We start from the raw sequence: 24,092 nt of genomic DNA, 5'->3' as shown, positions 1-24,092 counted from the left end.
TATGGATGAAGCTATGGCGCTACATCCCGTCCGTCAAGCTGTCAGACGGCCGTCACGGGAATAGAACCATGTCCGCCATCGTCACACGAAATGACTGCCAGCGGCCTTCGGGAGATGTTGCCGGCGCGCCCGCTCGCCGCGCCTTCGGGCCTAACCATCGCTGGAAGGTGCTGGGCATCGGCGTCGCGGCCAATGCCGGCTTCTCCGCCACCTTCTCGGGCATCCCGGCGACCGCGGTGGTGATGCGCCAGGGCTACCACCTCGACAATGCCTCGCTGGGCCTGGCGCTGGGGCTTCTCGGTCTCGGCGTGGCGCTGAGCGAGCTACCCTGGGGTGTGCTCACCGACCGCTGGGGTGACCGTCGCGTGCTCCTGACCGGGCTTGGCGCGACGGCGGCATGGCTCTTCATCATGGCGCTGCTCGTCGTGCCGACGAAGACAGCCATACCGGGCATCGCGCTGCTCTCGGCAAGCCTGCTTGTCGCCGGCCTCCTCGGCGGCAGCGTCAACGGCTCCAGCGGTCGGGCCATCATGGGCTGGTTCGGCGAAGGCGAGCGCGGCTTCGCCATGAGCATCAGGCAGACGGCGGTGCCGCTCGGCGGCGGGCTGGGCGCGCTTGTCCTGCCGTCCCTGGCGCTGGCTTTGGGCTTCAGCGCGGTCTTCGGCCTGCTCGCGGCCGTCTCCGCTTTGTCGGCCTGGTTTGCCTGGCGCTGGCTGCATGAGCCGCCGGTCGAAAGCGGTGCTCGCGCCGCCGCCGCGTCAAGCGGTCCGGCGCCCTTGCGCAACATCGAGGTGTGGCGCATCTCGACCGCGATCGGCCTGCTCTGCTTCCCGCAGGTCGCGGTGCTGACCTTCGCTTCGGTCTTCCTGCACGACTTTGCCGGCATGGGCACCTTTGTGACCAGTGCGAGCCTCGCCGCCGTGCAGACCGGCGCCATGGTGATGCGCGTCTGGAGCGGGCGCTTCACCGACCGCCACGGCAACCGCCGGCCGTTCCTGAAAGTCTGCAGCGCGTTGAGCGCCTTGGCCTTCCTGGTGCTTTGGCTGCTGGTGATCGGAGCCGCCGGCGCGCCGTTGCTGGTGCTGCTGTTGCCGCTGATGGTCGTCGTCGCCGGCATATCCGTCTCCGCCTGGCACGGTGTCGCCTATACCGAGCTTGCCACGCTTGCCGGGGCCGGCCATGTCGGCACCGCGCTCAGCCTTGCCAACAGTTTTGTCTTCATCGGCTTCTGCCTTGTGCCGATCGCCATCCCGTGGATCTTGGCGGCTTTCGCATGGCCGGGCGTGTGGCTGTCGGCCGCGGTCTGCGCGGCGCTGGCCTGGCCGATCTTCCTGCGACAGGCCTGATTCACCGACGTGATGTATCCACCCCAGGCCTGATTCTGCATCGGCCTGCCGTGAAAATTGCAAGCCGGCTTTCCTCAAACATGAAAAGAACATGATCGATGTCGTTAACCCCGCATCAAGGTTAATGCTTCATTTTGGCTCTCCGGGGTCAGTAGCGTTCTGGAGAGTTCCGTGCATCGACGCGTTTCCATGCGGCCTGCTGCCGCCGCCGTTGCGAAAAAACGTTCCTTCCTATCTCCTTTGGTGCTCGGGCTCGGTATTTGGATCGGCTTTCCATCGGCCGTCGCCTATCAGGATATGGCAAGCCTTATCTCCGGCCTGGAATCGTCCGGCGTCCGCTGGAACGCCTATATCGAGAAATCCGCCGCCGGCTCGGTGCATGCCGCCGAAATGCCGTTCGTCGATTCCACCGCCACCGGCTCGCTCTCCGGCTCCGGCGTGAATTTGCCGGGCGTGGGCACCGTCGCCTTCCGCGGCAAGGGCAGCGCTGTGGGCGCGACGCCCGATGAGGATCGCGTCGTGCGCGCCGACAAGAAGGGCCGCATCGTCCACGTCTCGCCGGTCGCGCCGCCCAAGAATTTCAGCGCCGGCTCGATTTTCGAGCGCACCTCCTCGCTGATCCGTCCCAGCATGGACAGCGGCCTGAAGCTCACCTTCGCCAAGCCCGGCATCAAGGGCAAGGAAGTGCAGATCGCCCAGGCCTTCCATCTGCGCGAGGACAAGAAGCCGGATCCGGACCTGCCGGCAGCACTTGTCGCCCTCGTCAACAACAACAAGCCGGACATCCTCGCCACCGCCTATGCCCAGTCCGCGCCGGACTACGCCAAGGCCTCGCCCTTCGAGGCGCTGCTGCAGGACGATCCGAACAACGGCCGCTTCATCCCGCCGATGGGCAAGGGCGACCACGCCTGGCTGCAGAATCCTTTGCCGGCGGCCGTCTTCTCCAAGCCGGAACAGGAATGCCTCGCCAAGGGCATCTATTTCGAGGCGCGCAGCGAGCCGGTGCGCGGCCAGGCCGCGGTGGCGCAGGTCATCCTCAACCGCGTTCGCAACCCGGCCTATCCGAAGACTATCTGCGGCGTCGTCTACCAGAACGACGACTGGTTCAACCGCTGCCAGTTCTCCTTCGCCTGCGACGGCAGGAAGAAGACCATCACCGACCAGGCTTCCTACAAGACCGCCCAGGAGGTCGCCATGGCGGTGACCGCCGGCAAGATCTTCATTCCCGAGGTCGGCTCATCGACGCATTACTATGCCAATTACGTCCATCCGGGCTGGGCGCGCGCCATGCAGCGCATGACCAGGATCGGCCTGCATATCTTCTACCGCACCTATGGCGGCGGCTGGAGCTGAGCCGCCTAAACGAGGCTCCTGGCCGTCCTTCCTCCGGCACCCGGAATGCTCCAGCGGAGGCGGCTTGCCGCGCGGATTCGCCCCGAGTCCTCACGCGGGCGTGAAGGGCACGATGTCGCACCTCGATAAACCATTGATTTAACTGAAAAAAATACATCACTTGGAAGTTCGGCCCGTGGCTTGACGGGCGCGGACCCTCTAACTATGTTGCCGGCGACTTTAGAAGCGGACGGACGGCAATCGTCTGCCCGGGCAGGGGGGTTGCGATGGCCGACAAAACCGGGCCAGACGGAACCGGAGAAACCGGCCGCGGCAGGCAGCCAGAAGCCACCATCCGCGACGACGAACTTGAGCGCCGCCGGCGCGATCTCGAAGCATCGCTTGCGACGAGACGCACGGACCGGCTCGAGGGGAAAGACGAAGCGAAAGCTGCGACCGGTTACGGTCAGGCGCTGAAACTGTCCAGCGAGTTCATCGCCGGGGTGGTGGTCGGTGTCGGCTTGGGCTGGATCATCGACCGCCTGGCGGGAACAGCGCCTTGGGGTCTGATCGTCGGCCTGTTGCTGGGCTTTGGCGCCGGTATACTCAATGTCCTGCGCTCGGCGGGACTGGCATCCGAATTCGGCCAGGGCGGCAAGCCGCCTGAGCGGAAAGAATGAAGTGGGCGCCGCAAGGCGCTGAAGCGAACTTAAGAAGCCGGTTGTGGCTTTGACGGGGATTTAAAGTGGCTGCTGCTGACAAGGTCGATCCGATCCACCAGTTCCAGATCCATCCGATCATCCCGCTGCATATCGGCGGCTACGACGTCTCGTTCACCAACTCCTCCCTGTTCATGGTCGTCACGATCGTGCTGGCCTCGGCCTTCCTCTATATGAGCACCGCCAGCCGCGCGCTCATCCCGGGCCGGCTGCAGTCGGTCTCCGAGATGGCCTACGAGTTCGTCGGCAACATGCTGCGCGATGCCGCCGGCAAGCAGGGCATGCAGTTCTTCCCGCTGGTGTTCTCGCTGTTCATGTTCGTGCTGGTCGCCAACCTGATCGGCCTGTTCCCCTATTTCTTCACCGTCACCAGCCACATCATCGTCACCTTCACCTTGGCGATCCTGGTCATCGGCACGGTCCTCGTCTACGGCTTCGCCAAGCACGGCTTCGGCTTCCTCAAGCTGTTCGTGCCGCATGGCGTGCCGGGCTATCTCCTGCCGCTGGTGGTGGCGATCGAAATCATCTCCTTCGTCTCGCGTCCCGTCAGCCTCTCGGTTCGTCTTTTCGCCAACATGCTGGCCGGCCACATCACGCTGAAAGTGTTCTCGGGCTTCGTCGTCAGCCTGAGCGCGTTTGGTGCCGTCGGCATCGCCGGCTCGGTCCTGCCGCTTGCAATGGCGGTCGCGCTCTCCGCGCTCGAACTGCTGGTCGCCTTCCTGCAAGCCTATGTCTTCGCGGTGCTGACCTGCATGTATCTGAACGACGCCCTGCACCCGAGCCACTGATTTTACCGGCGCCACGGCGCCAGCATACCCAACGTACCAACTGCAACGAACAAGCAAACCACAGGAGTTTTGAAATGGACGCAACTGCAGCAGCTGCTATCGGCGCTGGTATCGCCTGCATCGGCATGGGCGGCGCGGGCATCGGCCTCGGCAACATCTTCGGCAGCTACCTCTCGGGCGCGCTCCGCAACCCGTCGGCTGCCGATGGCCAGTTCGGCCGCCTGATCTTCGGCTTCGCCGTGACCGAAGCTCTGGGCATCTTCTCGCTCCTGATCGCTCTGCTCCTGGTCTTCAAGTAAGATTGAGAGCTGACGAAAGGGGCCGCATGGTGCGGCCCCGTTCCATGGACAGGGGAATGAGATGTTCGTGACATCTGCCTATGCGCAAGAAACAGCGCCGGCCGCGGCCGAGGGCGATACGCATACTGGCACTGCCGTGCCTGCCGCGGAGCATGAAGCGTTCCCGCCGTTCGATGCCAAGACCTTCCCGTCGCAGATCCTGTGGCTGGTCATCACCTTCGGGCTCTTTTATCTGTTCCTGAAGCGCGTTGTGATGCCGCGTCTTGGCAGCATTATCGATGTCCGCAACGACCGCATCACCCAGGACCTCGACCATGCCGCTAGGCTGAAGGGCGAGGCGGATGCCGCCGTAGCCGCCTATGAGCAGGAGCTGGCGGAGGCCAAGGCCAACGCCAACAAGATCGGCCAGCAGGCGAACGACGCAGCCAAGGCGCAAGCCGAGGATACGCGCAAGAAGCTCGAGGCCGAGCTTGAGAAGAAGCTTGGCGAGGCCGAGGCGAGCATCGCCTCGATCAAGGCCAAGGCGATGAAGGAAGTCGGCACGATCGCCGAGGACACCACGTCGGCCATCGTCGAGGCGCTTGTCGGCGGCAAGGCCGACAAGTCCGAGATCGCGGCCGCGGTCAAATCCGCGAGCCGGTGAGGAGCGGAATCATGGACGCCACATCACTCGCCACGCTCTGGGCCACCATCGCCCTGCTCATATTCCTCGGCGCCGTCATCTATCTGAAGGTGCCGGGCATGCTCGCCAAGTCGCTCGACGCCCGCGCGGCCAAGATCAGCACTGAGCTCGAGGAAGCGCGTAAGCTTCGTGAAGAAGCCCAGCAACTGCTTGGTCAGTATCAGCAGAAGCGCAAGGAAGCCGAGAAGGAGGCCGCCGACATCGTCGCGGCCGCCAAGCGCGAGGCGGAGCTGCTCGCTTCCGAAGCGGCCAAGAAGACCGAGGACTATGTCGCCCGGCGCACCGCGCTTGCCGAGCAGAAGATCAGCCAGGCCCAGCGCGAGGCCGTCAGCGAAGTGCGCGCCTCGGCCGTCGACATCGCCGTCGAAGCCGCCCGCGCGCTGCTCGCCGCCAAGGTCGACGTCAAGGCAGGCGCGGATCTGTTCAAGTCGGCTTTGGATGACGTCAAGGCCAAGCTGAACTGAGCTGATCGCAGCTACGAATGAGAAAGCCGCCTGGGCAACCCGGCGGCTTTTTTTTGAAGAGGCGGGGCGCTGAAGCTGTCAATCTCCCCCCTTGTGGGGAGATCAGCCGTCACGAGCGCCGCCTCAATCCAGCCCGGCGAAGCTCTCTTCCTCTTCCGCCACTTCCGCCCCACCCAGCCTGAACGGCGCGAACGAGGCCCGATGCAGCCGTGCCACCGGCCCGTGCATCTCGATCGCGGTGCGGTGACGGACCGTGGCATAGCCCATATGCACTTCGAAGCCGTAATTCTCGTGATGTCCGCCGCAGCCGCACATCATGCGGTCGCGCATCACCTTGGCGACGATCGAGGCGGCGGCGATCGACTGCGAGCGCTGGTCGCCCTTGATGAGCGCCCGGCCTTCGCAGGCGAGACCGGGCGGAACGTCGCGGCCATCGGCCAAGGCGAGTTTCGGTTGCAGCGAGAGACCCGCGGCAGCGCGGCGCATCGCTTCGAGGCTTGCTTTCAGGATGTTGCTGTTGTCGATGCCTTCGGCGCTGATCGAAGCCATCGATATGCTCAGCGCCGAGCCGAGAATCTTGAGGAACAGCGCCTCGCGCTGCAAATGGGTGAGGCGTTTGGAATCGTCGAGGCCATCCGGGATATTGGCGGGATTGAGCACCACCGCGGCGGCCACCACCGGACCGGCGAGCGGTCCGCGGCCGGCCTCGTCCATGCCGGCGACCGGCCACAGCCCGTCGACCATCGCCTTCGTCTCGATCGAGAAGTCGGGCTTCTCGACCATTTCAAAGAGAAGCGGAGAATCGGAACGCGCGCGAGCCATGGTGCGGCGAGGTTCGCATCGGCTCCGATTCTCCGCAAGTCCTTCCGGGTCGGATGGGGCGTCGGACCGGGAAGGCACCGTCTCACGGCCGGGGGACAAGGGCCGGACGGGATTTGAAAGGACGGCAATTCCAGGCGGAAAATCGCTTGGCCTGGAATTGCTTGGCGCCGGCCGTCATGGCCGGCGCAGATATCAAAGCAGCATTAGCTGCTCGCCGGCGCCGGAGCCTGCGACGAATTGGTCGGTGCGAAGCTGCCGTCGCTCGACATTGAGGCCGAGCCGCTTGGCGGCGATCTCGAAGCGCCTGCCGATCTGCCAGGCATAGGGACCGGCGCCTTTCATGCGCTTGCCCCATTCCGAATCGTAGTCCTTGCCGTCGCGCATCGAGCGGATCAGCGACATCACATGCCGGTAGCGGTCCGGATAATGACGCAGCAGCCAGTCCTTGAAGATCGGCGCCACTTCGAGCGGCAGGCGCAGGATGACATAGCCGGCTTCGCGGGCTCCCGCGGCTCTGGCCGAATCGAGGATGCGCTCCATCTCCGGATCGTTGAGGCCCGGGATGATCGGCGCCACCATCACCGAGGCCGGAACGCCGGCATCCGAAAGCTGCCTGATCGCCTCCAGCCGCTTCGTCGGCGTCGAGGCGCGCGGCTCCATGGTTCTCGCCAGCATCCGGTCCATTGTCGTCACCGACAGCGCCACCTTGGCAAGGCCGCGCTCGGCCATGCGCGACAGGATGTCGATGTCGCGCGTCACCAGCGCCGACTTCGTCACGATGCCGACCGGATGACCGCGCGCTTCCAGCACCTCCAGGATCTCGCGCATGATCCGGTACTGCTTCTCGATCGGCTGGTAGGGGTCGGTGTTGGTGCCGATGGCGATCGTGCGCGGCTGGTAGCCCGGCTTCGACAACTCCCGGTCCAGCATGCGCGCCGCGTCCGGCTTGGCGAACAGCTTCGATTCGAAATCGAGCCCCGGCGACAGGCCCATGAAGGCATGCGTCGGCCGGGCGAAGCAGTAGACGCAGCCATGCTCGCAGCCGCGATAGGGATTGATCGAGCGGTCGAAGGAAATGTCTGGCGACTCGTTGCGGGTGATGATGGTGCGCGGCTTCTCGACCTGCACCTCCGTCTTGAACGGCGGCAATTCCTCCAGCGAGTTCCAGCCGTCGTCGAACACATGCCGGCTGACCGGCTCGAACCGGCCGGAGGGGTTGATGCCGGCCGAGCGGCCGCGATTGCGGTCGGGCCGCACGCGCATGCCGCTCTGCTCGATCATCGCATTGGCCATTTCGGCTCTGCCTGCTCCGAAAGCGGCAATGTCGGCGCGGACGATCTGTTCCATTTTCGCCCTCTCCCAAGGACTGTCGGCAGGCTGTCGAATCGCTCTGTTCATGAAACTATTCCTATTTTGCCGATGAGAACAAAGCAAGAACTTTTTCGCAGGGAGCGCGCAACTGGCGCATCGCCGCGCTTTCCGCTATTCGGCTAAAATGCTCAGCGTTCTCATCGAAACCTTGAACGACGAAGAGGGGCTTGCCCGCACGCTCGCCTCGCTGGTCGGCGGCGCGGTCGAAGGCGTGGTGCGCGACGTGATCGTCTGCGATCAGGGCTCGACCGACCAGACGCATCGGGTGGCCGAGCATGCCGGCTGCCACTACGTGACCGGCGGGATCGCCGTGGGCATAGGCCAGGCCAAGGGAGATTGGCTGCTGCTTCTGGAGCCCGGAGCCCGGCTCGCCGAAGGCTGGATAGACGAGGTCGTCGCGCACACGGCTAGGCAGACCATGCCGGCGCGCTTTTCACGCGCCCGGGCCGATCGCGCGCCTTTCCTGGCCCGCGTCTTTTCAGGCAACCGCGCGCTGGCCGAGGGGCTCGTCATCAGCAAGCGCCAGGCCTCGGCGCTGGCGAAGAGCGCGCGCAGCGCCGAGGCCTTGGCGCGCGGCCTGGCGACCAGGCGGTTGAACGCCGAAATCTGGGTGGCGCCACCGAAATGATGCCGGCCTCACCCCCTCCCGCAAGAGGAGAAAGAGAGGACGGCGGCGCGATAAATTTCTTGTCAGCCCGTTTTATTGTGCATTGCACAAAATCCGGAGGCAGATTAGCATCTGCTTAATGCGGGCAATCGGGTTTGGGTGACGATGAAGTGTTAGGCGGCTGACACTTCGTCGGTCGCCATGCATATGAGGGACCCGATGAACCTTGCTACCCCAGACAACTCAGGCCCGGCCAGCCTGGAGGCCATCGCCCGCGGCGGCAGCCTGTTCAGGCGCATCGCCGTTCGCATCCCGACCTATCTGAAAGACCTGCGCGAGAACCCGGCCTGGCTGCCGATGTTCGTTCTGGCGCGAACCATGCCAGGGCGGCGCATGCATTGGCTGGGCGCCAAACGAGCCCGCCCTCTCGACAGTGCGGCAGAGACGATGTTCGCGGGCGCCGACCGCGCGGCGGCGCTCGAGGCTTTGCGCGCCGAAGGCCTGTTTTCGGGTTTGATGCTGCCCCCGGCGATCCATCAGGAAATCGCCGCCTTCGCGCAGCGCACACCTTGCTTCGGCAATTTCGACCGCCGACTTGAATTCATGCCGGGCGACCATGCCGAGGCCGAGAAGCGCTTCGGCCGCTCGCTGCTCAGCGGGCATTATTTCGAGCGCATCCTGGATTGCCCGGCGGCTCTCGCCATCCAGAAGGACCCGCTGCTGCTCGACATCGCCCGGCACTATCTCGGCGGCCAGGCCAAGCTGATCACCACGCGCGTGTGGTGGAGTTTTCCGACCGGCAAGGCGTCCGATGCCGACAAGAACCTCGCCTCGTTGGGCAAGTACCATTTCGATCTCGACGACTGGCGGATGCTGAAGTTCTTCTTCTACTTGGTGCCGGTCGACGAAGGCACCGGCCCGCATGTCTATGTCCGTGGCAGCCACAAGCGCCGTGTGCTCAAACATCAACTGACGCTTCTGGTCGGCCACCCGGCCGAAGAGGTGCTGGATGTCTATGGCCAGCAAAGCCCGATCATGCTGACGGGCGAGGCTGGTCTCGGCTTCGTCGAGGATCCGTTCGGCTTCCACATGGGCACCGTACCCGCGCACACGCCACGCCTGATGATGGAAATCGGCTTTGGCGTCTCCAAGCCGTCGCGGCGCCGGTTTCATGGCGAGCCGGTCATTCGCTAAAGGCATGTCTCCCGAAAGTGGGAACCGGTTTCGGGATAAAGACATACGTAAAATCAAAAATCGAAAGCGCATGGAGCGAATCAGAAAGATCGCGACGCGCTTTAGACTCGTGCCGCTCAGAGATCCCTGATCTCGGCCGGCATCCAGGTGCTGCGGCGCCTGGCCAGGCGTTGCTCGCGCGTCTCGGCGTCGAACCGGACGGCGATCGGCTCGCGCGAGAACAACTCGCGATCGTCGAGCGCGTTGACGATGACGATCGCCCTGGCGTCGTCACCCTCGCCAGCGATTGCCGCGATATAGACGCCGCAGTCGCGGCAGACGAGATAGTCGGCCGTGCGCAAGCCGAAGCGGTAGACCTGCAGCCGCGCCCTGTCTTCGACCGAGATGCTCAGGCGTCCATTCGGGTCGGCGGCCGCGCGCGAGCCGCGCCGGGTGCAGAACGAGCACTGGCAGGCGCGGATTTCCAATCCGGCCGGGTCGAGCGCGGTGGAGAAGCTGAGGCGGATGTTGCCGCAATGGCATCCGCCGTTGTGAACGGTCATGGCACGGTCCCTCGTTTGCGCGCATAAGCTACTGTGCCGGTGCCGGCTTCGAAATGGCTGCTCGCAGGCGCCAGCGCCATTTCGCCTTCGAACCGGATGCCGATCGGGCGCTTTGCCTGTGCTTTACGAGGTGGGTTTGCCGCCGCGCCTCAGATGCTCGTCCAACCGCGGCATGATCTCGACGAAGTTGCAGGGCATGTGGCGGTAGTCGAGCTGCGCCTTGATGATGCCGTCCCAGGCGTCCCTGCAGGCACCGGGCGAGCCCGGCAGCACGAAGACGAAGGTGGCGTTGACGACGCCGCCGGTCGCCCGACTCTGGATCGTCGAGGTGCCGATCTTGTCATAGGAGATGCGGTGGAAGACCTCCGAAAAGCCGTCCATGCGCTTTTCGAAGATCGGCTCCAGCGCCTCCGGCGTCACGTCGCGGCCGGTGAAGCCGGTGCCGCCGGTGGTGATGACGACGTCGATGTTTTCGTCCTTCGACCAGCCGAGCACCTTGTCGCGGATCTTCTCGCGATCGTCGGTCACGATATCACGCGCGGCAAGGCTGTGGCCGGCGTCCGTGATGCGGTCGGCCAGCGTCTGGCCGGACTTGTCGTCGGCAAGGCTGCGCGTGTCGGAGACGGTCAACACCGCGATGCGCACCGGGATGAAGGGCCGGCTCTCGTCAAGCTTCGCCATCGCTCACCTCCATGCTGCGCGTCGCAGCGACGAACCAGTCGGGATGGCGGGCGCGGATCGCGATCGCCGCGCGCTTGGCGACATTGCCCGTCTCGAACAGGCCGAAACATGTGGCGCCCGAGCCGGACATACGCGCGAATGCGGCGTCGGCGCGCTTGAGCGCCCGGAGCGCTTCGCCGATTGCCGGCTGGATGGAATGGGCGGCGACCTCGAGATCGTTGCGCGTCGTCTCCAGCCAGTTGCGGACGGCGTGGAAGTCGAGGCGCGTGGGCAGCGGCGGCAACGCCCCGTTGTCGCGGCTGGCGAGCGCCTTGAAGACGTCGGGCGTCGAGACGGCGACGCCCGGATTGACCAGGACGAGGCCGAGCGCCGGAAAGGCGGAGAGCGGCGACACCTCGTCGCCGATACCGCGCGCCACCAGCGGTTTGCCCTTGAGGCACATCGGCAGGTCGGCGCCGAGCGAAAGCCCGATCCGGGCCAGCGAACTGTCGTTGATATCGAGCTTCCAGAGCCGCGCCAGACCGTTGAGCGCGGCCGCCGCGTCGCTCGAGCCGCCGCCGACGCCGGACGCGACCGGCAGGTTCTTCTCCAGCCGGATGGCAACGGGCGGCGCATATCGCGCGCCAGCTTCCCGCCGCAAGGCATCGCGGGCTCTGACCACCAGATTGCCGTCGTCGAGCGGCAGGTCGGCGGCATAGCGGCCCGACACCGAGAAGTCGTCCTGCTCCGCCGGCTCGATCTCGAGCCGGTCGCCGAAGCGGGTGAAGACGGCAAGGCTGTCGATGAGATGATAGCCGTCGGCGCGCCGTCCGGTGACATGCAGCGCCAGATTGATCTTGGCGGGCGCAAGCCACGTCCGGACCTCTAAGCCGGGCTCCAGAATATCGGCTGCTGGCGAGATGGGATCAGTCCTTGGCCAGACGGTATTCGCCGGTCTTGGGATCCTTGACCAGTGTGCCCATCGTGCCGTTCGCCGCCTGTTTCTCGGTGCGCCGGATCTTGGCCGTCACGCGTTCGGCCTCGCGCACGAAAGCGCGGTAGCCGAAGTAAGCGGCGGCGCCGACAACAGCGAAGAAAATGATCTGCGGCATCTCAAACTCCTCCCGCGTTCTCGCGGCAAGGCCGGCCGAATGGGTCGGTCAAGCGGCTATGCTAGACGCAATCATGGCTTTTTCAAAGCCCGAAGCGTGCCCACAATGCGCGCTCTTCCGCCGCATCGAGGACGCCGTTTGCGGCGGCAGCGGCGATATCGGGGGCCGAGAGGCGCGAGCCGAACAGGCCGAAACGGCCAAACAGTCCGCGCGGCGCGGTGATCAGCTTGAGCTGCGTCTTGTCGCCGAAACGGGTCTTGAGCACGCTGCGCATGTCGCCCAGCGCATCGACAAGGCCGAGCTCGAGGCCTCTTTTGGCGGTCCAGAACAGGCCGGTGAACAGGTCCGGGTCGTCCTTCAGCTTGCCGCCGCGCCGTTCCTTGACAAGGTCGATGAAGGTCTCGTGCACTTCGAGTTGCAGCGCCTTCAGCCGCTCGACATCCTCCTTCTTCTCCGGCTTGAACGGATCGAGCACGGCCTTGTTCTGCCCGGCGGTGTGGACACGCCGCTCGACGCCGATCTTCTTCATCAGCTCAGGGAAACCGAACGAGGCCGAGACCACGCCGATCGAGCCGACGATCGAGGACGGGTCGGCGAAGATCTCGTCGCCGGCGACCGCGATCATGTAGCCGCCGGAAGCCGCCACGTCCTCGACGAAGACCAGCACCTTCTTGTTCTTCTCCGCCGCCAGGTCGCGGATGCGCTTGAAGATCAGGCGCGACTGCACCGGCGAGCCGCCCGGCGAATTGATCGAGATGGCGACCGCCGGCGCGTCGAAGCCGAACGCCTTCTCGATCAGGCCGGCCGTCGAGGCGAGCGACAGGCTCGGCCGGAACTGGCCGCCGCCGGCCATGATGGCGCCCTGCAGCCGGATGACCGGAATGGTGACGACTGTCGAGCGCCAGGATTTCGGCAGCAGGCGGTTGAAGAGGCGTTTCACGAAGGAATGTCTCCGGTCGATTTGCAAAGCAGCAAGATGAGATCAGGTCGGTTGGTCTGTTTCACGGGCACAGCGTCATCTTGCTTTGCGCATGTAGGAATTCGCTGGCCAACGGCAATGCCGCATCGCGCGCCTGGGATCAATCACCGAACAGCGATGCCAGGCCGTTATTGATCATTTCCGTCCGTTCCGCCGGCGCGTTGCCGGACGGCCCGTGCAAGGTGAGCGGCGGACGGATCGACAGCTTACCGCGCGCGCCGAGCACCGCCCTGACGACGATGCGGATCGCCGCCGCGTCCGGCCGCGGATGCACGCACAGCATCTCGGCATCGCCGAAGCGCCCCTCGATCGCGTCGAGGATGGCGACCAATTGCTCCGGCCGGGCGATGACGGCCAGCCCGCCGCGCGGCTTCGTCACGGCCGCCGCGCTCCTGATCCAGCGCTCGAACAGCCCGTCCTCGGCCACATGCGCCTGCCGGCGCAGTTCGTCGGGCGTCGAGCGGTCTTCCGCCGCGTTGAAGGGCGGGTTCATGACGACGAAATCGAAGGAATTGTCGGCAAGTCCGGCTTCGGTCCGCGCCCGGCCGGCCAGCGTCACGTCGGCCGTCAGCACCGAAGCGCGGTCGCCGAGATGCGCGTTGCCGGGATGCGAAAGCGTGGCGGCGGCGAACCCCGCCATTTCGGCTGAGCGCTCGACGAGGACCGCCCGCGCCGCAGGGCAGCGCGACAGCACGGCAAGGGCCGCGGCACCGGCGCCGGCGCCGAAATCGGCGAGCCGGCCTGAAAAGCCGGATGGCACGGCGGCCGCCAGCATCATGGCGTCCATGCCGGCGCGGTGGCCGCCCCGGCTTGGCTGCACCAGCCAGAAGCGTCCACGATGGAACGCATCGACCGTGTGCGCCGGCGTATCTGGGGCGATCGTCGTTGCCATTATTTCTGGCGGATTTCGTTTTCGATGCCGGCATCCTTCAGGATGCGGCGCGCCACGTCGGCCTTGTCGGCGTCGACCATGACACGCTTCTGCAAAAGGCCGATCGACCCTTCGAGCACGCTCATATTCTGGTCGGCGACGAAGCAGGCGATGCCGGCGTCGCGCATCAGCGATTCGACGAAGGAGATGACGACGGCGTCATTGGTGCGGACAAGCTCGATCATGGAACGAAAATCGCAGGTTGCGGCGCTCCTGTAAACGTGTGGGTGGACACACCGTCGGCAGAGCCGCGCCAATTCGCCTCTTGCCGTGCCCGGTTGTACCGACCTAGAGTCGAAACGGGATTAAGGGTGCCGTCGTGCGCGTTAAGTCGCGCGCGTTAATGAGACGGGAGTTGTCGTGGTGGGTGTCGTTCTCAACATCGAAGGCAAGCGGGAGCCCGCTTCCATCAAGGATTTGATCGACCTGACGGCCGCCGACATGGGGAGGGTCAACGAGCTGATCCTGTCCAAGGCCGGCTCCGACGTCGAGATGATCCCGGAGATCGCCAACCACCTGATCTCCTCCGGCGGCAAGCGGCTGAGGCCCATGCTGACCCTCGCCGCCGCGCAGATGTTCGGCTATTCCGGCGAAGGCCATGTCAAGCTCGCGACAGCCGTCGAGTTCATGCACACCGCCACGCTTCTCCATGACGACGTGGTCGACGAGAGCGCGCTGCGCCGCGGCAAGAAGACGGCGCGCATGATCTGGGGCAACCAGGCCAGCGTTCTGGTCGGCGATTTCCTGCTCGGCCAGGCATTCCGCATGATGGTCGAGGTCGGCTCGCTGGAGGCCCTCGACATCTTGTCGAGCGCGGCCTCCATCATCGCCGAGGGCGAGGTGATGCAGCTTGCCGCGGCGAAAAACCTCGAAACCACCGAGGATGAGCATTTCGCCGTCATCAAGGCCAAGACTGCGGCGCTGTTCTCGGCCGCGGCCGAAGTGGGGCCGGTGATCGCGCTCGCCTCGCGCAACGATCGCGCGGCACTTCGCTCCTACGGCATGAATCTCGGCCTTGCCTTCCAGCTCATCGACGATGCGCTGGACTATGGCGGCTCGAGCAAGGATCTCGGCAAGAATGTCGGCGACGATTTCCGAGAGGGCAAGGTGACGCTGCCGGTGATCCTCGCCTATCGGCGCGGCACCAAGGCCGAGCGCAGCTTCTGGAAGCGCGCCATCGAGGACAATGTCACCGACGATGCCGGGCTCGAAAAGGCGATCGGCCTGATGGCCCGCCACGGCGCCATCGCCGACACGATCGGCCGCGCCCGCCATTTCGGCGAGATCGCCCGCGACGCGCTGGCCCCGCTGGAGGCGACACCGCAGAAGTCGGCCTTGATCGACGTCATCGATTTCTGCATCAGCCGCGTCAACTGAGTTGCCGGCCGAGCGCAATTCGAGGAAAAGCGTATCGCGGTTTTCCGTCCGGAATTGCGCAAAACAGCCGAGCGCAATTCCAGGAAAAGTGTATCGCGGTTTCCGTCCGGTATTGCGCAAACAATTGTCTGGCATCCGCCGGGCAGGGCGCCTGTGAATCCCGCGCCGGCCGTCTCGACAAAGGGCGGCCGGGCAAATTATCTATAAAATATGGCCAGCACAGAAGACACGATTGCCGTTCGCATCAGCAAGGAACTGGCGGACCGCATCATTTCGGGCGCCATCGAGCCCGGCTCGCGGCTGCGGCAGGACCATGTCGCCGAGGAATTCAACACCAGCCATGTCCCGGTGCGTGAGGCCTTCCGGCGCCTGGAGGCGCAAGGGTTGGCGATCAGCGAGCCCAGGCGCGGCGTGCGCGTCGCCGCTTTCGATCTCGGCGAGGTCAGGGAAGTGGCCGAGATGCGGGCGGCGCTCGAAGTGCTGGCGTTGCGCCATGCCGCGCCGCATCTGACGGCGTCGATCCTCGATCAGGCGGAGGAGGCGACCAAGGCCGGCGACAAATCCCGCGACGTGCGCTCTTGGGAAGAGGCCAACCGCACCTTCCACCGGCTGATCCTGGCGCCCTGCAACATGCCGCGCCTGCTCTCCACCATCGACGACCTGCACGCGGCGAGCGCGCGCTTCCTGTTCGCGGCCTGGCGCTCGGAGTGGGAAATCCGCACCGACCAGGATCACCGCGCGATCCTGGTCGCGCTTCGGCAAGGCAACATCGAATCGGCCGCCGCCACGCTTGGACGCCACGTGCAATGGATCGGCCAGAAGCCGGTCAAGACAGCTTCCGGCAGAACGCGCGACGCCTTCGCCATCGTGGGGTAGGGGACTGGGCCGCATCGCGCCCATCCCATCGATATCACGCCTTCCGAGCAATCCAGAACGAGCCGGATAGTCTGTATCCGCCATCTGCTCGAAACGCCGTGTCGCAGCCGGACTTGCCATCTTCGCGAAAATATGGATTCGATAATAGATGAAGTTCAAAAATTATCTATAATTTACTCGAACCGGGGAAAACACCGTGACCAACGCAGCCATTTCGACCCAGACACCCTCCTTCAGCCCGTTGCGGCTGCACAGCCGCTCGCTCGCCTGGCAGATCGGCGCCGTCATCCTCGGTTCGCTGTTCCTGGCGTTGTCTTCCTATATCGAGGTGCCGATGGTGCCGGTGCCGGTGACGATGCAGACCTTCGCCGTCACGCTGGTCGGCGCCCTCTATGGCTGGCGCTTCGGCGCGCTCACCATTGCCGCCTGGCTGGCCGAAGGCGCGGCAGGGTTTCCGGTTCTGGCGGGCGGAGCGGCCGGGATACAACATTTCGTCGGCCCGACCGGCGGCTACCTCTTCGCCTTCCCTGTCGTCGGCGCCGTCGTCGGCTGGCTGGCCGAACGCGGCTGGAACGGCAAGTGTGTCATGCTTGCCTTCGCCGCCATGCTGATCGGCAACCTGCTTTGCCTGGTTCTCGGCACCGCCTGGCTTGCCGTCATGATCGGCACCGAGAAGGCCATCACCTTCGGCTTCGTGCCCTTCGTCGTCGGCGGTCTGCTGAAGTCGGCGCTGGGCGCGGCGACCCTAAAGCTCTTTTCCCCCGACCGGTTGGAACAGCACGGCCGCTCGTCCGGGACGCGATGACCGTCAGGCTGCGCGCCCATCACCTGCTCTGCCTGCTGACCTATGTCGGCAGAGGCTACTCGCCGGCCTTCACCGCCAACTACGACCAGGTGGTGAAGCGGTTGGGCGAGGGCGAGGCGGTTCTGATCGTCTCTGGTCCGGACGACATCTGCGCTCCGCTGCTCGGCGAGCCGGACCCGCATTGCCTGCGCCAAAGCGCCGCCGAGCGGGACGGGCTCGCGGCGCGCGATGTTGGCGCTCTCCTTGGGCGGACGATCGAAGCCGGAGACCGGTTCGTCCTCGCCGCCTCCAGCCTTTCAGTGATGCGGAAGGCATTTTCCGCCGGGCTGACGCGCCGGGCGTGCTCCGGCTGCGAATGGTCCGGCCTGTGCGATACGGTTGCCGCCGGCGGATTCAGCGATACCTCTTTGTAGGCAATCCAATGCGGGCATGTGGGCGTCCCAGACCTTCGCGTGGGATTTTTCGGTGGCGCCGCATCGTTTTTTAAGCCGGATGATTGCATTGTGATTCGCTCGACGATTGAAGCTCGACCCCAAAAAGGCCATGCTTTGACCAGAAAAGATCGAGTCTGTGGGCGGTCCGCCAAGGGCGGGATCGCGTCTGGCTGAAAGGGATACGATGCGGCAAGGACGTGCGCGCTGGCTGACGAAGCTGGCATTTTTGGCCGGTGTGGCGCTTTGGGTGCTGCCGGTCCAGGCCAAGGAAGATGCCAAACCGCTGCAGATCACGTCGTTCTCGGGCGCCTATCTTGCGGCCCATATCGCCGAAAGTGACAACGATCTCGACGACGCGATCGCCTACTACAAGCAGGCGCTGGCCTTTGCGCCGGACGACAATGAGCTGCAGCAGAGCCTGATGCTGGCCCTGGTCGCGCAGGGTCGCTTCGAGGAATCGCTGGTCTATGCCGACAAGCTGAAGGAAGTGCCGGACGTCGAGCGCTTCTCGCGTCTGGCACTGTCCATCGATTCCTTCCACAAGAAGGACTACGCCAAGGCGCAGTACTGGCTGAAGCTCTCGCTCGAATCCGATCTCGACCGGCTGCTCTCCGGCGTCATGGACGGCTGGGCCAAGGAGGGCGCCGGCAACGCGTCCGAGGCGATGGATTCCATCGACAAGCTCAAGGGTCCGGACTGGTTCGGCCTGTTCAAGTCGTTCCATCGCGCGCTGATCGCCGACGCCGCCGGCCTGAGCGACAAGGCCGACGAGATCTACGCCGCGACGCTCGCCGACACCACGGCCGGCGGCTCCGCGCCCGAAACCTGGATGCGCAATGCTCAGGCCTATGCCTCGTTCCTCGCCCGCAAGGGCGACAAGTCGAAGGCGCTGGCGGTTTTGAACCAGGCCGAGGCCTTCGCGCCGGGCAAGCTCGAGATCACCACGCTGCGCGATCGCATCGCCAAGGGCGACAAGATCGAGCCGCTCGTGGCCAGCCCGGCCGATGGCGCGTCCGAAATCCTGCTCGACCTTGCCACCGCGCTCAACCGCGGCGGCGGCGAGCCTTTCGTGCGGCTCTACCTGCAATACGCGCTGGCGCTGAAGCCGGACAGCGATGCGGCCCTGGTGCAGCTTGCCGCCGTTGCCGAGCAGCTCAAGGACGGCGAAGGCGCGGTCGCGCTATACCGCCGCATTCCGGCATCCTCGCCGCTGAAGGAGCTCTCGGACCTGCAGATCGGCCTCAACCTCGCCGATCTCGACAAGCATGACGAGGCGATTTCCCATCTCAAGGCCTATCTCGACAAGCATCCGGAGGACATGCGCGCCTATCTGGCGCTTGGCGGCGTCTATGGCTCGAAGGAAGATTTCCGCTCGGCCGCCGATCTCTACGACAAGGCGGTCGCACAGTTGAAGAACCCGACCGCCGCCAACTGGAACATCTTCTACCAGCGCGGCATCGCCTATGAGCGGCTGAAGGAATGGCCGAAGGCGGAGCCGAACTTCCGCAAAGCGCTGGAGCTGCAGCCCGACCAGCCGCAGGTCATGAACTATCTCGGCTATTCCTGGGTCGACATGAACATGAACCTCAAGGAAGGCCTGGCGATGATCCAGAAGGCCGTCGATCTGCGGCCGAACGACGGCTACATCGTCGATTCGCTGGGCTGGGCCTATTACCGCATGGGCCGCTTCGATGACGCCGTGCGCGAGATGGAGCGCGCCGTCTCGCTGAAGCCGGAGGATCCGGTCCTCAACGACCATCTCGGCGATGCCTACTGGCGCGTCGGCCGCAAGCTGGAAGCCACCTATCAGTGGACCCAGGCGCGCGACCTGAAGCCGGACCCGGATGTGCTCGCCACCTTGCAGCAGAAGCTGCTCAAGGGCCTGCCGCCGATCGAGTCCAACACCGCGCAGGAAACCCCCAAGGTGAAGCCGGTGCCGGCGCCCGCGCCAAAAGGCTGAGCAACGCGATTCTGAATTTCTGGCGGGGCCCTTCGGGGCCTCGTGGCATTTTCAGAACATCTTTCTGTAGACGACGAATCCAGGCTTCTCGCCGACCTTGTCGTAGAGCTGCATCGCCGTGTGGTTCGTCTCATGCGTCAGCCAGTAGACGCGGTTCGCGCCCGCTTGCCTGGCGCGCTCATAGACGCCCTCGATCAGCGCCCGCCCCACACCCTGGCCGCGCGCGGCTTGTGTGGTGAAGAGATCCTGCAAATAGCAGTTCGGCGCGATCGACGTCGTCGAGCGGTGGTAGAGATAGTGGACGAGGCCGAGCAGATTGCCTCCTCGCTCGGCCACCAGCGCATGCACCGGCTCATAGGCATCGAAGAAACGCGACCATGTCATCTGCGTGACCTCGCCGGCAAGCGCCGTTGGGCCGGAGCGCCCGTAAAACGCATTGTAGCCGTCCCAGAGCGGCAGCCATTGCTCGTAATCCTGCCTCGTGACGGGTCGGACGGTAAGTGGACCGGACATAGCGAAACCTCTGTCGTTGAAGTGGAACGGAGCAAACGGCTACCGCCGCTCGACGGCAATGGGCCAGCCCGCCGCAAACTTTCCGCCTTGCCGGGCGCGAGCCACCGCCTTGACGCTTGCCGGCCCGGCAACTAGGGAAGCGTCATCCTGCGCTTTCCGAGGCCGCCGTGACCATCGAGATCCCCGCCCATATGCATCCCAGCCGCTCCTTCCAGGGGCTGATCCTGACCTTGCACAATTACTGGGCGGACTATGGTTGCCTCATCCTGCAGCCCTACGACATGGAGGTCGGCGCCGGCACCTTCCATCCGGCGACCACCTTGCGCGCGCTGGGTCCGTTGCGCTGGAACGCCGCTTACGTCCAGCCGTCGCGCCGCCCGAAGGACGGCCGCTACGGCGAGAACCCAAACCGCCTGCAGCACTATTACCAGTACCAGGTGATCCTGAAGCCCAACCCACCGAACCTGCAGGAGCTCTATCTCGGCTCGCTCAAGGCGATCGGCGTCGATCCGCTGTTGCACGACATCCGCTTCGTCGAGGATGACTGGGAAAGCCCGACGCTGGGCGCCTGGGGGCTCGGCTGGGAGTGCTGGTGCGACGGCATGGAAGTCTCGCAGTTCACCTATTTCCAGCAGGTCTGCGGCATCGAATGCGCGCCCGTGGCCGGCGAGCTGACCTACGGGCTGGAGCGGCTCGCCATGTATGTGCAGGGCGTCGACAATGTCTACGACCTGAACTTCAACGGCCGCGAGGGTGCCGAGAAGGTCACCTATGGCGACGTCTTCCTGCAGGCCGAGCAGGAATATTCGCGCCACAATTTCGAATTCGCCAACACCGCGATGCTGCTCAGACACTTCGAGGATGCCGAGGCCGAGTGCAAGGCGCTGCTCGACGCCGGCACGCCGAAGCCCAGCGACAATCTGGCGATGCACCGCATGGTCTTCCCGGCCTATGACCAGTGCATCAAGGCAAGCCATGTCTTCAACCTGCTCGACGCGCGCGGCGTGATCTCGGTCACCGAGCGCCAGAGCTACATCCTGCGCGTGCGTAATCTGGCCAAGGCCTGCGGCGAGGCGTTCCTGAAGACGCGGGCGGGCGGACTGGCGGCGGCTTAGAGCAATTCCAGGAAAAGTGCGTAGCGGTTTTCCGTCCGGAATTGCGTCAAAACAAAAAGATGAGCGAATTCGCCGTTTGCGTGAAACGGTGGATCGCTCTAAGCCGATACGGCTTTCACGGGTTCGATGGCGACGCCGGCCGGCAACGCGACCTGCGCCGATGCGCCTTCGATCGTACGCATGGCCTGCCTGATCCCCGGCATCGTGATCGCGCCATGCGCCTGGGCGGCGAAGCAGGCGCTGAGCGCCAGGATCTGCAGGGTTCTCGATGCCGTCTTCATCGTCGTTCAGCCAATAGGTCTCTGCCTGAGCGTTTGTCGCTTCAGCGCAGCGTTCGGTTCATGGGAAGTTCTGCTCTAAGGACGGGTGGGCTCCCGTTCTCCCGACAGTGGGCCGAAAAATTCCGCGAAATCGGTCAAGGAGGCAGTCGGCTTGCGGGGTGACAGAGGCCAGCCGAGTTGCTATTTCCGCCCCATTCGTGACACCGGCGCTGCGCGCCGACCCTCCCCATCATGGGGAGGGTGGGGAGCTTAACTATGCCCGACCTGCTTTTGGAACTTCGCTCCGAGGAAATCCCCGCCCGTATGCAGCGCAAGGCTGCCGGCGACCTCAGGAAGATGCTGACCGACGGTCTGGTCGAGGCGGGTCTGACCTATGAGGCGGCACGCGAATATTGGACGCCGCGGCGCCTGGCGCTCGACATAAGGGGCTTGACGCCGCGCTCCAAGGACATCCGCGAGGAGATCAAGGGCCCCTCGACCACGGCGCCCGAGCAGGCGGTGCAGGGTTTCCTGCGCAAGGCCGGCCTTTCATCGATCGCCGAAGCGCATGTCCATTCCGACCCGAAGAAGGGCGACTTCTACGTCGCCCATATATCGAAGCCGGGCAGGGCGGCCGAAGAGATCATCGCCGAGCTGGTGCCGGGCATCATTCGCGCCTTCCCCTGGCCGAAATCGATGCGCTGGGGGCCGGCATCGGCGAAACCCGGCTCGCTGCGCTGGGTGCGGCCGCTGCAGTCGATCGTCTGCACCTTCGGCCCGGAGACCGAGGAGCCGGTGGTGGTCGATTTCGAGATCGACGGCATCCGCGCCGGCAACGTCACCTATGGCCATCGCTTCCACGCGCCTGGCCCGATCACGGTGCGCCGCTTCGACGACTATGTGGCGAAGCTCGAAGCTGCCAAGGTCGTGCTCGATGCCGACCGGCGCAAGGAGATCATCCTGGCCGATGCCCGCAACATCGCCTTCGCCAATGGCCTCGACCTCGTCGAGGACGAGGGCCTGCTGGAGGAAGTCTCCGGCCTGGTCGAATGGCCTGTCGTTCTGATCGGCGAGTTCGAGCGGGATTTCCTCACCATTCCGGGCGAGGTCATCCGCCTCACCATCCGCGCCAACCAGAAGTGTTTCGTGACATCGCGCCCAATCTCCCCCCTAGAGGGGGAGATGTCGGCGAAGCCGACAGAGGGGAGCGCTGTCCCGCCGTCCTCTCAGCGCGAGGCGCCCCCCTCTGCCCTGCCAGGCATCTCCCCCTCTAGGGGGGAGATTGGCCAATCGCCACTCTCGAACCGCTTCATCCTGATCGCCAACATCGAGGCGAGCGACGGCGGCAAGGAGATCGCCTACGGCAATGGCAAGGTGGTCCGCGCGCGCCTGTCCGACGCGCTCTATTTCTGGAAGACCGACCAGGGCGACCTGCCGGACATCGACCAACTGAAGGAATCGGCGGCGAAGTTCGACCTCAATTTGAAGAAGCCGCTCGACCAGCGCATGGCGCGCCTCGACCACCTCAACGTGACCTTCCATGCCAAGCTTGGCACGCAAGGACAGCGCGTGGAGCGTATCAAGCGGCTGGCGCAGGAGTTGGCGCCGACGGTCGCGAAAGCGATCTCCCCCCTTGAGGGGGAGATGGCCGGCAGGCCAGAGGGGGTCGCTGCGCGTGAAGCGCCGACATCTTCCGCGGCAAGCGACGGCGTCGGCGCTCTACGTGAGACGACCCCCTCTGTCGCCTTCGGCGACATCTCCCCCTCAAGGGGGGAGATTACCGCGCTCGTCGCTCGCGCCGCCGTGCTCGCCAAGGCCGACCTGCAGACCGAAGTGGTTGGCGAGTTCCCCGAATTGCAAGGCGCCATGGGCAGCAAATACGCCCTGCTGCAGGGCGAGCATCCGTCGGTCGCTGCCGCCGCGGAAGAGCACTACAAGCCGCAGGGCCCGTCCGACCGCGTGCCGACCGATCCGGTATCGGTTGCGGTCGCGCTCGCCGACAAGCTCGACACGCTCACCGGCTTCTGGGCGATCGATGAAAAGCCCACCGGCAGCAAGGATCCGTTCGCTCTCCGTCGCGCTGCGCTCGGTGTGATCAGGATACTGGTCGAGAACAAAATACGATTGAACATTGTCGACACGGCAGAAGCTCACATTCCGGCAATCCATGCGTCGATACAGAGCGCGTCGCGGAGGCAGAGTGGTGGGTCCGCGATATTGCGGGGGACGGTGCAGTTCAAAGGAAAGCAAGTTGGGGTGGAGGTGCTCGACCTTCTCGCCTTCTTCCACGACCGCCTGAAAGTCTACCTCCGCGACCAGGGCGCGCGGCACGATCTGATCGACGCCGTCATCACGCCGCAGTCCGATGACCTGCTTCAGATCGTGCGCCGCGTCGAGGCGCTGGGCTCCCTGCTCGACACCGAAGAGGGCAAGAACCTGCTCGCCGGCACCAAGCGCGCGGCCAACATCCTGGCCGCCGAGGAAAAGAAGAAAACGCTGGTCGCCGAAACTGTTGAGCCGGCGCTGTTCCGCGAAGAAGCAGAAAAGAAGCTCTTTGCCGCGGTGAATCAAGCCGAGAAGGAAGCCGGCCAAGCGATTAAAAACGAAGATTTTTCCGCCGCCATGCTGGCGCTTAGCGTGTTGCGCGAACCGGTTGATTCATTTTTTGAAGGCGTTCTCGTCAATGATGAGGACCAGGCCGTGCGCGCCAACCGTCTGGCGCTGCTCGCCCGCATCCGGGCCGCCACCGACCAGGTCGCGGATTTTTCAAAAATCGTCGGCTGACGGCTCGAAAAATCGCACATTTGAACCTGCCTGCATCCGCCAGGATGCTGGCAGGCTTGAGCAATTCGGCGCACGAAATTTAATGCGCCGGAGCCGGCTTACAGTCATATGGCGATGACC

At 64.8% G+C, this 24,092-nt stretch carries 27 protein-coding genes; 16 read left to right on the top strand and 11 right to left on the bottom strand.

What is annotated here, in order from left to right:
* Positions 1-68 precede the first annotated feature (68 nt).
* The 7 genes from RFM41_RS06025 (at position 69) to RFM41_RS05995 (ending at position 5,630) form a co-directional block, all read left to right on the top strand.
* A complete protein-coding gene (locus tag RFM41_RS06025; RefSeq protein WP_320246354.1) occupies positions 69-1,346 on the top strand; it encodes an MFS transporter in 1,278 nt (425 codons plus the stop codon).
* Between the two features lie 171 nt (positions 1,347-1,517).
* A complete protein-coding gene (locus tag RFM41_RS06020; RefSeq protein WP_320246355.1) occupies positions 1,518-2,699 on the top strand; it encodes a cell wall hydrolase in 1,182 nt (393 codons plus the stop codon).
* A 266-nt stretch (positions 2,700-2,965) separates the two neighbouring features.
* Positions 2,966-3,358: an AtpZ/AtpI family protein gene (locus tag RFM41_RS06015; protein ID WP_320246356.1), complete on the top strand. Its 393-nt coding sequence runs from the start codon at positions 2,966-2,968 to the stop codon at positions 3,356-3,358.
* A gap of 65 nt (positions 3,359-3,423) precedes the next feature.
* Positions 3,424-4,185, top strand: coding sequence for a F0F1 ATP synthase subunit A (locus RFM41_RS06010; protein WP_320246357.1), 762 nt, complete (start codon positions 3,424-3,426; stop codon positions 4,183-4,185).
* 74 nt (positions 4,186-4,259) lie between these two features.
* Positions 4,260-4,484 (top strand): F0F1 ATP synthase subunit C, encoded by a 225-nt coding sequence (locus tag RFM41_RS06005; RefSeq protein WP_027164582.1) that lies wholly within the window; start codon positions 4,260-4,262, stop codon positions 4,482-4,484.
* Between the two features lie 61 nt (positions 4,485-4,545).
* Positions 4,546-5,127: a F0F1 ATP synthase subunit B gene (locus tag RFM41_RS06000; RefSeq protein ID WP_320246358.1), complete on the top strand. Its 582-nt coding sequence runs from the start codon at positions 4,546-4,548 to the stop codon at positions 5,125-5,127.
* Positions 5,128-5,138: 11 nt separating this feature from the next.
* On the top strand, positions 5,139-5,630 hold the full coding sequence (locus RFM41_RS05995; protein WP_320246359.1) for a F0F1 ATP synthase subunit B: 492 nt from the start codon (positions 5,139-5,141) through the stop codon (positions 5,628-5,630).
* 123 nt (positions 5,631-5,753) lie between these two features.
* Here the strand turns inward: RFM41_RS05995 and rnhB are convergent, their stop codons facing one another.
* Positions 5,754-6,452 (bottom strand): ribonuclease HII, encoded by a 699-nt coding sequence (gene rnhB / locus RFM41_RS05990; RefSeq protein ID WP_320246360.1) that lies wholly within the window; start codon positions 6,450-6,452, stop codon positions 5,754-5,756.
* Positions 6,453-6,644: 192 nt separating this feature from the next.
* Positions 6,645-7,799, bottom strand: a complete 1,155-nt coding sequence (locus RFM41_RS05985) for a PA0069 family radical SAM protein (RefSeq protein WP_320246361.1) — start codon at positions 7,797-7,799, stop codon at positions 6,645-6,647.
* Positions 7,800-7,947: 148 nt separating this feature from the next.
* Here RFM41_RS05985 and RFM41_RS05980 point away from each other — a divergent pair, with 148 nt between their 5' ends.
* On the top strand, positions 7,948-8,451 hold the full coding sequence (locus RFM41_RS05980; RefSeq protein ID WP_320246362.1) for a glycosyltransferase: 504 nt from the start codon (positions 7,948-7,950) through the stop codon (positions 8,449-8,451).
* Between the two features lie 198 nt (positions 8,452-8,649).
* Positions 8,650-9,624, top strand: a complete 975-nt coding sequence (locus RFM41_RS05975) for a hypothetical protein (protein ID WP_320246363.1) — start codon at positions 8,650-8,652, stop codon at positions 9,622-9,624.
* Between the two features lie 116 nt (positions 9,625-9,740).
* Here RFM41_RS05975 and RFM41_RS05970 read toward each other — a convergent pair whose 3' ends face one another.
* The 7 genes from RFM41_RS05970 to RFM41_RS05940 all read right to left on the bottom strand — a co-directional run bounded on the left by RFM41_RS05970 (position 9,741) and on the right by RFM41_RS05940 (position 14,033).
* Positions 9,741-10,166, bottom strand: a complete 426-nt coding sequence (locus tag RFM41_RS05970; protein ID WP_320246364.1) for a GFA family protein — start codon at positions 10,164-10,166, stop codon at positions 9,741-9,743.
* A gap of 123 nt (positions 10,167-10,289) precedes the next feature.
* Positions 10,290-10,847 carry a molybdenum cofactor biosynthesis protein B gene (gene moaB / locus RFM41_RS05965; protein ID WP_320246365.1) on the bottom strand — a complete coding sequence of 186 codons (558 nt, stop codon included), beginning with the start codon at positions 10,845-10,847 and terminating at the stop codon, positions 10,290-10,292.
* Positions 10,834-11,727 (bottom strand): 4-(cytidine 5'-diphospho)-2-C-methyl-D-erythritol kinase, encoded by an 894-nt coding sequence (locus RFM41_RS05960; RefSeq protein ID WP_320246938.1) that lies wholly within the window; start codon positions 11,725-11,727, stop codon positions 10,834-10,836. The genes moaB and RFM41_RS05960 overlap by 14 nt, the downstream gene beginning before the upstream one ends.
* Positions 11,728-11,752: 25 nt before the next feature.
* Positions 11,753-11,938 (bottom strand): membrane protein, encoded by a 186-nt coding sequence (locus RFM41_RS05955; RefSeq protein ID WP_027164591.1) that lies wholly within the window; start codon positions 11,936-11,938, stop codon positions 11,753-11,755.
* Between the two features lie 82 nt (positions 11,939-12,020).
* Positions 12,021-12,878, bottom strand: a complete 858-nt coding sequence (locus RFM41_RS05950) for a S49 family peptidase (protein ID WP_320246366.1) — start codon at positions 12,876-12,878, stop codon at positions 12,021-12,023.
* Between the two features lie 139 nt (positions 12,879-13,017).
* Positions 13,018-13,809 (bottom strand): tRNA1(Val) (adenine(37)-N6)-methyltransferase, encoded by a 792-nt coding sequence (locus RFM41_RS05945; protein ID WP_320246367.1) that lies wholly within the window; start codon positions 13,807-13,809, stop codon positions 13,018-13,020.
* Positions 13,809-14,033: a putative signal transducing protein gene (locus RFM41_RS05940; protein ID WP_040991013.1), complete on the bottom strand. Its 225-nt coding sequence runs from the start codon at positions 14,031-14,033 to the stop codon at positions 13,809-13,811. Before RFM41_RS05940 ends, RFM41_RS05945 begins: the two co-directional genes overlap by 1 nt.
* Before the next feature lie 178 nt (positions 14,034-14,211).
* On the opposite strand from RFM41_RS05940, the gene RFM41_RS05935 reads away from it, so the two are divergent.
* From RFM41_RS05935 to RFM41_RS05915, 5 genes are all read left to right on the top strand, one after another.
* Positions 14,212-15,225: a polyprenyl synthetase family protein gene (locus tag RFM41_RS05935; RefSeq protein WP_320246368.1), complete on the top strand. Its 1,014-nt coding sequence runs from the start codon at positions 14,212-14,214 to the stop codon at positions 15,223-15,225.
* Positions 15,226-15,435: 210 nt separating this feature from the next.
* The gene (locus RFM41_RS05930; RefSeq protein ID WP_320246369.1) at positions 15,436-16,101 is read left to right on the top strand and encodes a GntR family transcriptional regulator; all 666 of its coding nucleotides are present in this window, start codon (positions 15,436-15,438) and stop codon (positions 16,099-16,101) included.
* A 196-nt stretch (positions 16,102-16,297) separates the two neighbouring features.
* Positions 16,298-16,906, top strand: a complete 609-nt coding sequence (locus tag RFM41_RS05925) for a biotin transporter BioY (protein WP_320246370.1) — start codon at positions 16,298-16,300, stop codon at positions 16,904-16,906.
* Positions 16,903-17,319, top strand: a complete 417-nt coding sequence (locus RFM41_RS05920) for a DUF1284 domain-containing protein (RefSeq protein WP_320246371.1) — start codon at positions 16,903-16,905, stop codon at positions 17,317-17,319. Before RFM41_RS05925 ends, RFM41_RS05920 begins: the two co-directional genes overlap by 4 nt.
* Positions 17,320-17,524: 205 nt before the next feature.
* Positions 17,525-19,300, top strand: coding sequence for a tetratricopeptide repeat protein (locus RFM41_RS05915; protein ID WP_320246372.1), 1,776 nt, complete (start codon positions 17,525-17,527; stop codon positions 19,298-19,300).
* 51 nt (positions 19,301-19,351) lie between these two features.
* Here RFM41_RS05915 and RFM41_RS05910 read toward each other — a convergent pair whose 3' ends face one another.
* Positions 19,352-19,813: a GNAT family N-acetyltransferase gene (locus RFM41_RS05910; protein ID WP_320246373.1), complete on the bottom strand. Its 462-nt coding sequence runs from the start codon at positions 19,811-19,813 to the stop codon at positions 19,352-19,354.
* A gap of 191 nt (positions 19,814-20,004) precedes the next feature.
* Between RFM41_RS05910 and RFM41_RS05905 the strand changes: the two genes are divergently transcribed.
* On the top strand, positions 20,005-20,928 hold the full coding sequence (locus RFM41_RS05905) for a glycine--tRNA ligase subunit alpha (RefSeq protein ID WP_224630599.1): 924 nt from the start codon (positions 20,005-20,007) through the stop codon (positions 20,926-20,928).
* A gap of 98 nt (positions 20,929-21,026) precedes the next feature.
* On the opposite strand, the gene RFM41_RS05900 is transcribed toward RFM41_RS05905, so the two are convergent.
* The gene (locus RFM41_RS05900; protein ID WP_320246374.1) at positions 21,027-21,209 is read right to left on the bottom strand and encodes a hypothetical protein; all 183 of its coding nucleotides are present in this window, start codon (positions 21,207-21,209) and stop codon (positions 21,027-21,029) included.
* A 255-nt stretch (positions 21,210-21,464) separates the two neighbouring features.
* Between RFM41_RS05900 and glyS the strand changes: the two genes are divergently transcribed.
* The gene (gene glyS / locus RFM41_RS05895; RefSeq protein ID WP_320246375.1) at positions 21,465-23,972 is read left to right on the top strand and encodes a glycine--tRNA ligase subunit beta; all 2,508 of its coding nucleotides are present in this window, start codon (positions 21,465-21,467) and stop codon (positions 23,970-23,972) included.
* Positions 23,973-24,092: the final 120 nt, after the last annotated feature.

Origin of the sequence: Mesorhizobium vachelliae (assembly GCF_033977325.1) — a bacterium.
Taxonomy (GTDB): Bacteria; Pseudomonadota; Alphaproteobacteria; order Rhizobiales; family Rhizobiaceae; genus Mesorhizobium; species Mesorhizobium vachelliae.
This window is presented reverse-complemented; position numbering and strand designations above follow the sequence as displayed.

Bases quoted from the DNA above. Each gene is read 5' to 3' on its own strand.
- RFM41_RS06025 (WP_320246354.1), top strand. From the start codon at position 69: ATGTCCGCCATCGTCACACGAAATGACTGCCAGCGGCCTTCGGGAGAT.
- RFM41_RS06015 (WP_320246356.1), top strand. From the start codon at position 2,966: ATGGCCGACAAAACCGGGCCAGACGGAACCGGAGAAACCGGCCGCGGC.
- RFM41_RS06005 (WP_027164582.1), top strand. From the start codon at position 4,260: ATGGACGCAACTGCAGCAGCTGCTATCGGCGCTGGTATCGCCTGCATC.
- RFM41_RS06000 (WP_320246358.1), top strand. From the start codon at position 4,546: ATGTTCGTGACATCTGCCTATGCGCAAGAAACAGCGCCGGCCGCGGCC.
- RFM41_RS05995 (WP_320246359.1), top strand. From the start codon at position 5,139: ATGGACGCCACATCACTCGCCACGCTCTGGGCCACCATCGCCCTGCTC.
- rnhB (WP_320246360.1), bottom strand. From the start codon at position 6,452: ATGGCTCGCGCGCGTTCCGATTCTCCGCTTCTCTTTGAAATGGTCGAG.
- RFM41_RS05985 (WP_320246361.1), bottom strand. From the start codon at position 7,799: ATGGAACAGATCGTCCGCGCCGACATTGCCGCTTTCGGAGCAGGCAGA.
- RFM41_RS05980 (WP_320246362.1), top strand. From the start codon at position 7,948: ATGCTCAGCGTTCTCATCGAAACCTTGAACGACGAAGAGGGGCTTGCC.
- RFM41_RS05975 (WP_320246363.1), top strand. From the start codon at position 8,650: ATGAACCTTGCTACCCCAGACAACTCAGGCCCGGCCAGCCTGGAGGCC.
- RFM41_RS05970 (WP_320246364.1), bottom strand. From the start codon at position 10,166: ATGACCGTTCACAACGGCGGATGCCATTGCGGCAACATCCGCCTCAGC.
- moaB (WP_320246365.1), bottom strand. From the start codon at position 10,847: ATGGCGAAGCTTGACGAGAGCCGGCCCTTCATCCCGGTGCGCATCGCG.
- RFM41_RS05955 (WP_027164591.1), bottom strand. From the start codon at position 11,938: ATGCCGCAGATCATTTTCTTCGCTGTTGTCGGCGCCGCCGCTTACTTC.
- RFM41_RS05945 (WP_320246367.1), bottom strand. From the start codon at position 13,809: ATGGCAACGACGATCGCCCCAGATACGCCGGCGCACACGGTCGATGCG.
- RFM41_RS05940 (WP_040991013.1), bottom strand. From the start codon at position 14,033: ATGATCGAGCTTGTCCGCACCAATGACGCCGTCGTCATCTCCTTCGTC.
- RFM41_RS05930 (WP_320246369.1), top strand. From the start codon at position 15,436: ATGGCCAGCACAGAAGACACGATTGCCGTTCGCATCAGCAAGGAACTG.
- RFM41_RS05920 (WP_320246371.1), top strand. From the start codon at position 16,903: ATGACCGTCAGGCTGCGCGCCCATCACCTGCTCTGCCTGCTGACCTAT.
- RFM41_RS05915 (WP_320246372.1), top strand. From the start codon at position 17,525: ATGCGGCAAGGACGTGCGCGCTGGCTGACGAAGCTGGCATTTTTGGCC.
- RFM41_RS05910 (WP_320246373.1), bottom strand. From the start codon at position 19,813: ATGTCCGGTCCACTTACCGTCCGACCCGTCACGAGGCAGGATTACGAG.
- RFM41_RS05905 (WP_224630599.1), top strand. From the start codon at position 20,005: ATGCATCCCAGCCGCTCCTTCCAGGGGCTGATCCTGACCTTGCACAAT.
- RFM41_RS05900 (WP_320246374.1), bottom strand. From the start codon at position 21,209: ATGAAGACGGCATCGAGAACCCTGCAGATCCTGGCGCTCAGCGCCTGC.
- glyS (WP_320246375.1), top strand. From the start codon at position 21,465: ATGCCCGACCTGCTTTTGGAACTTCGCTCCGAGGAAATCCCCGCCCGT.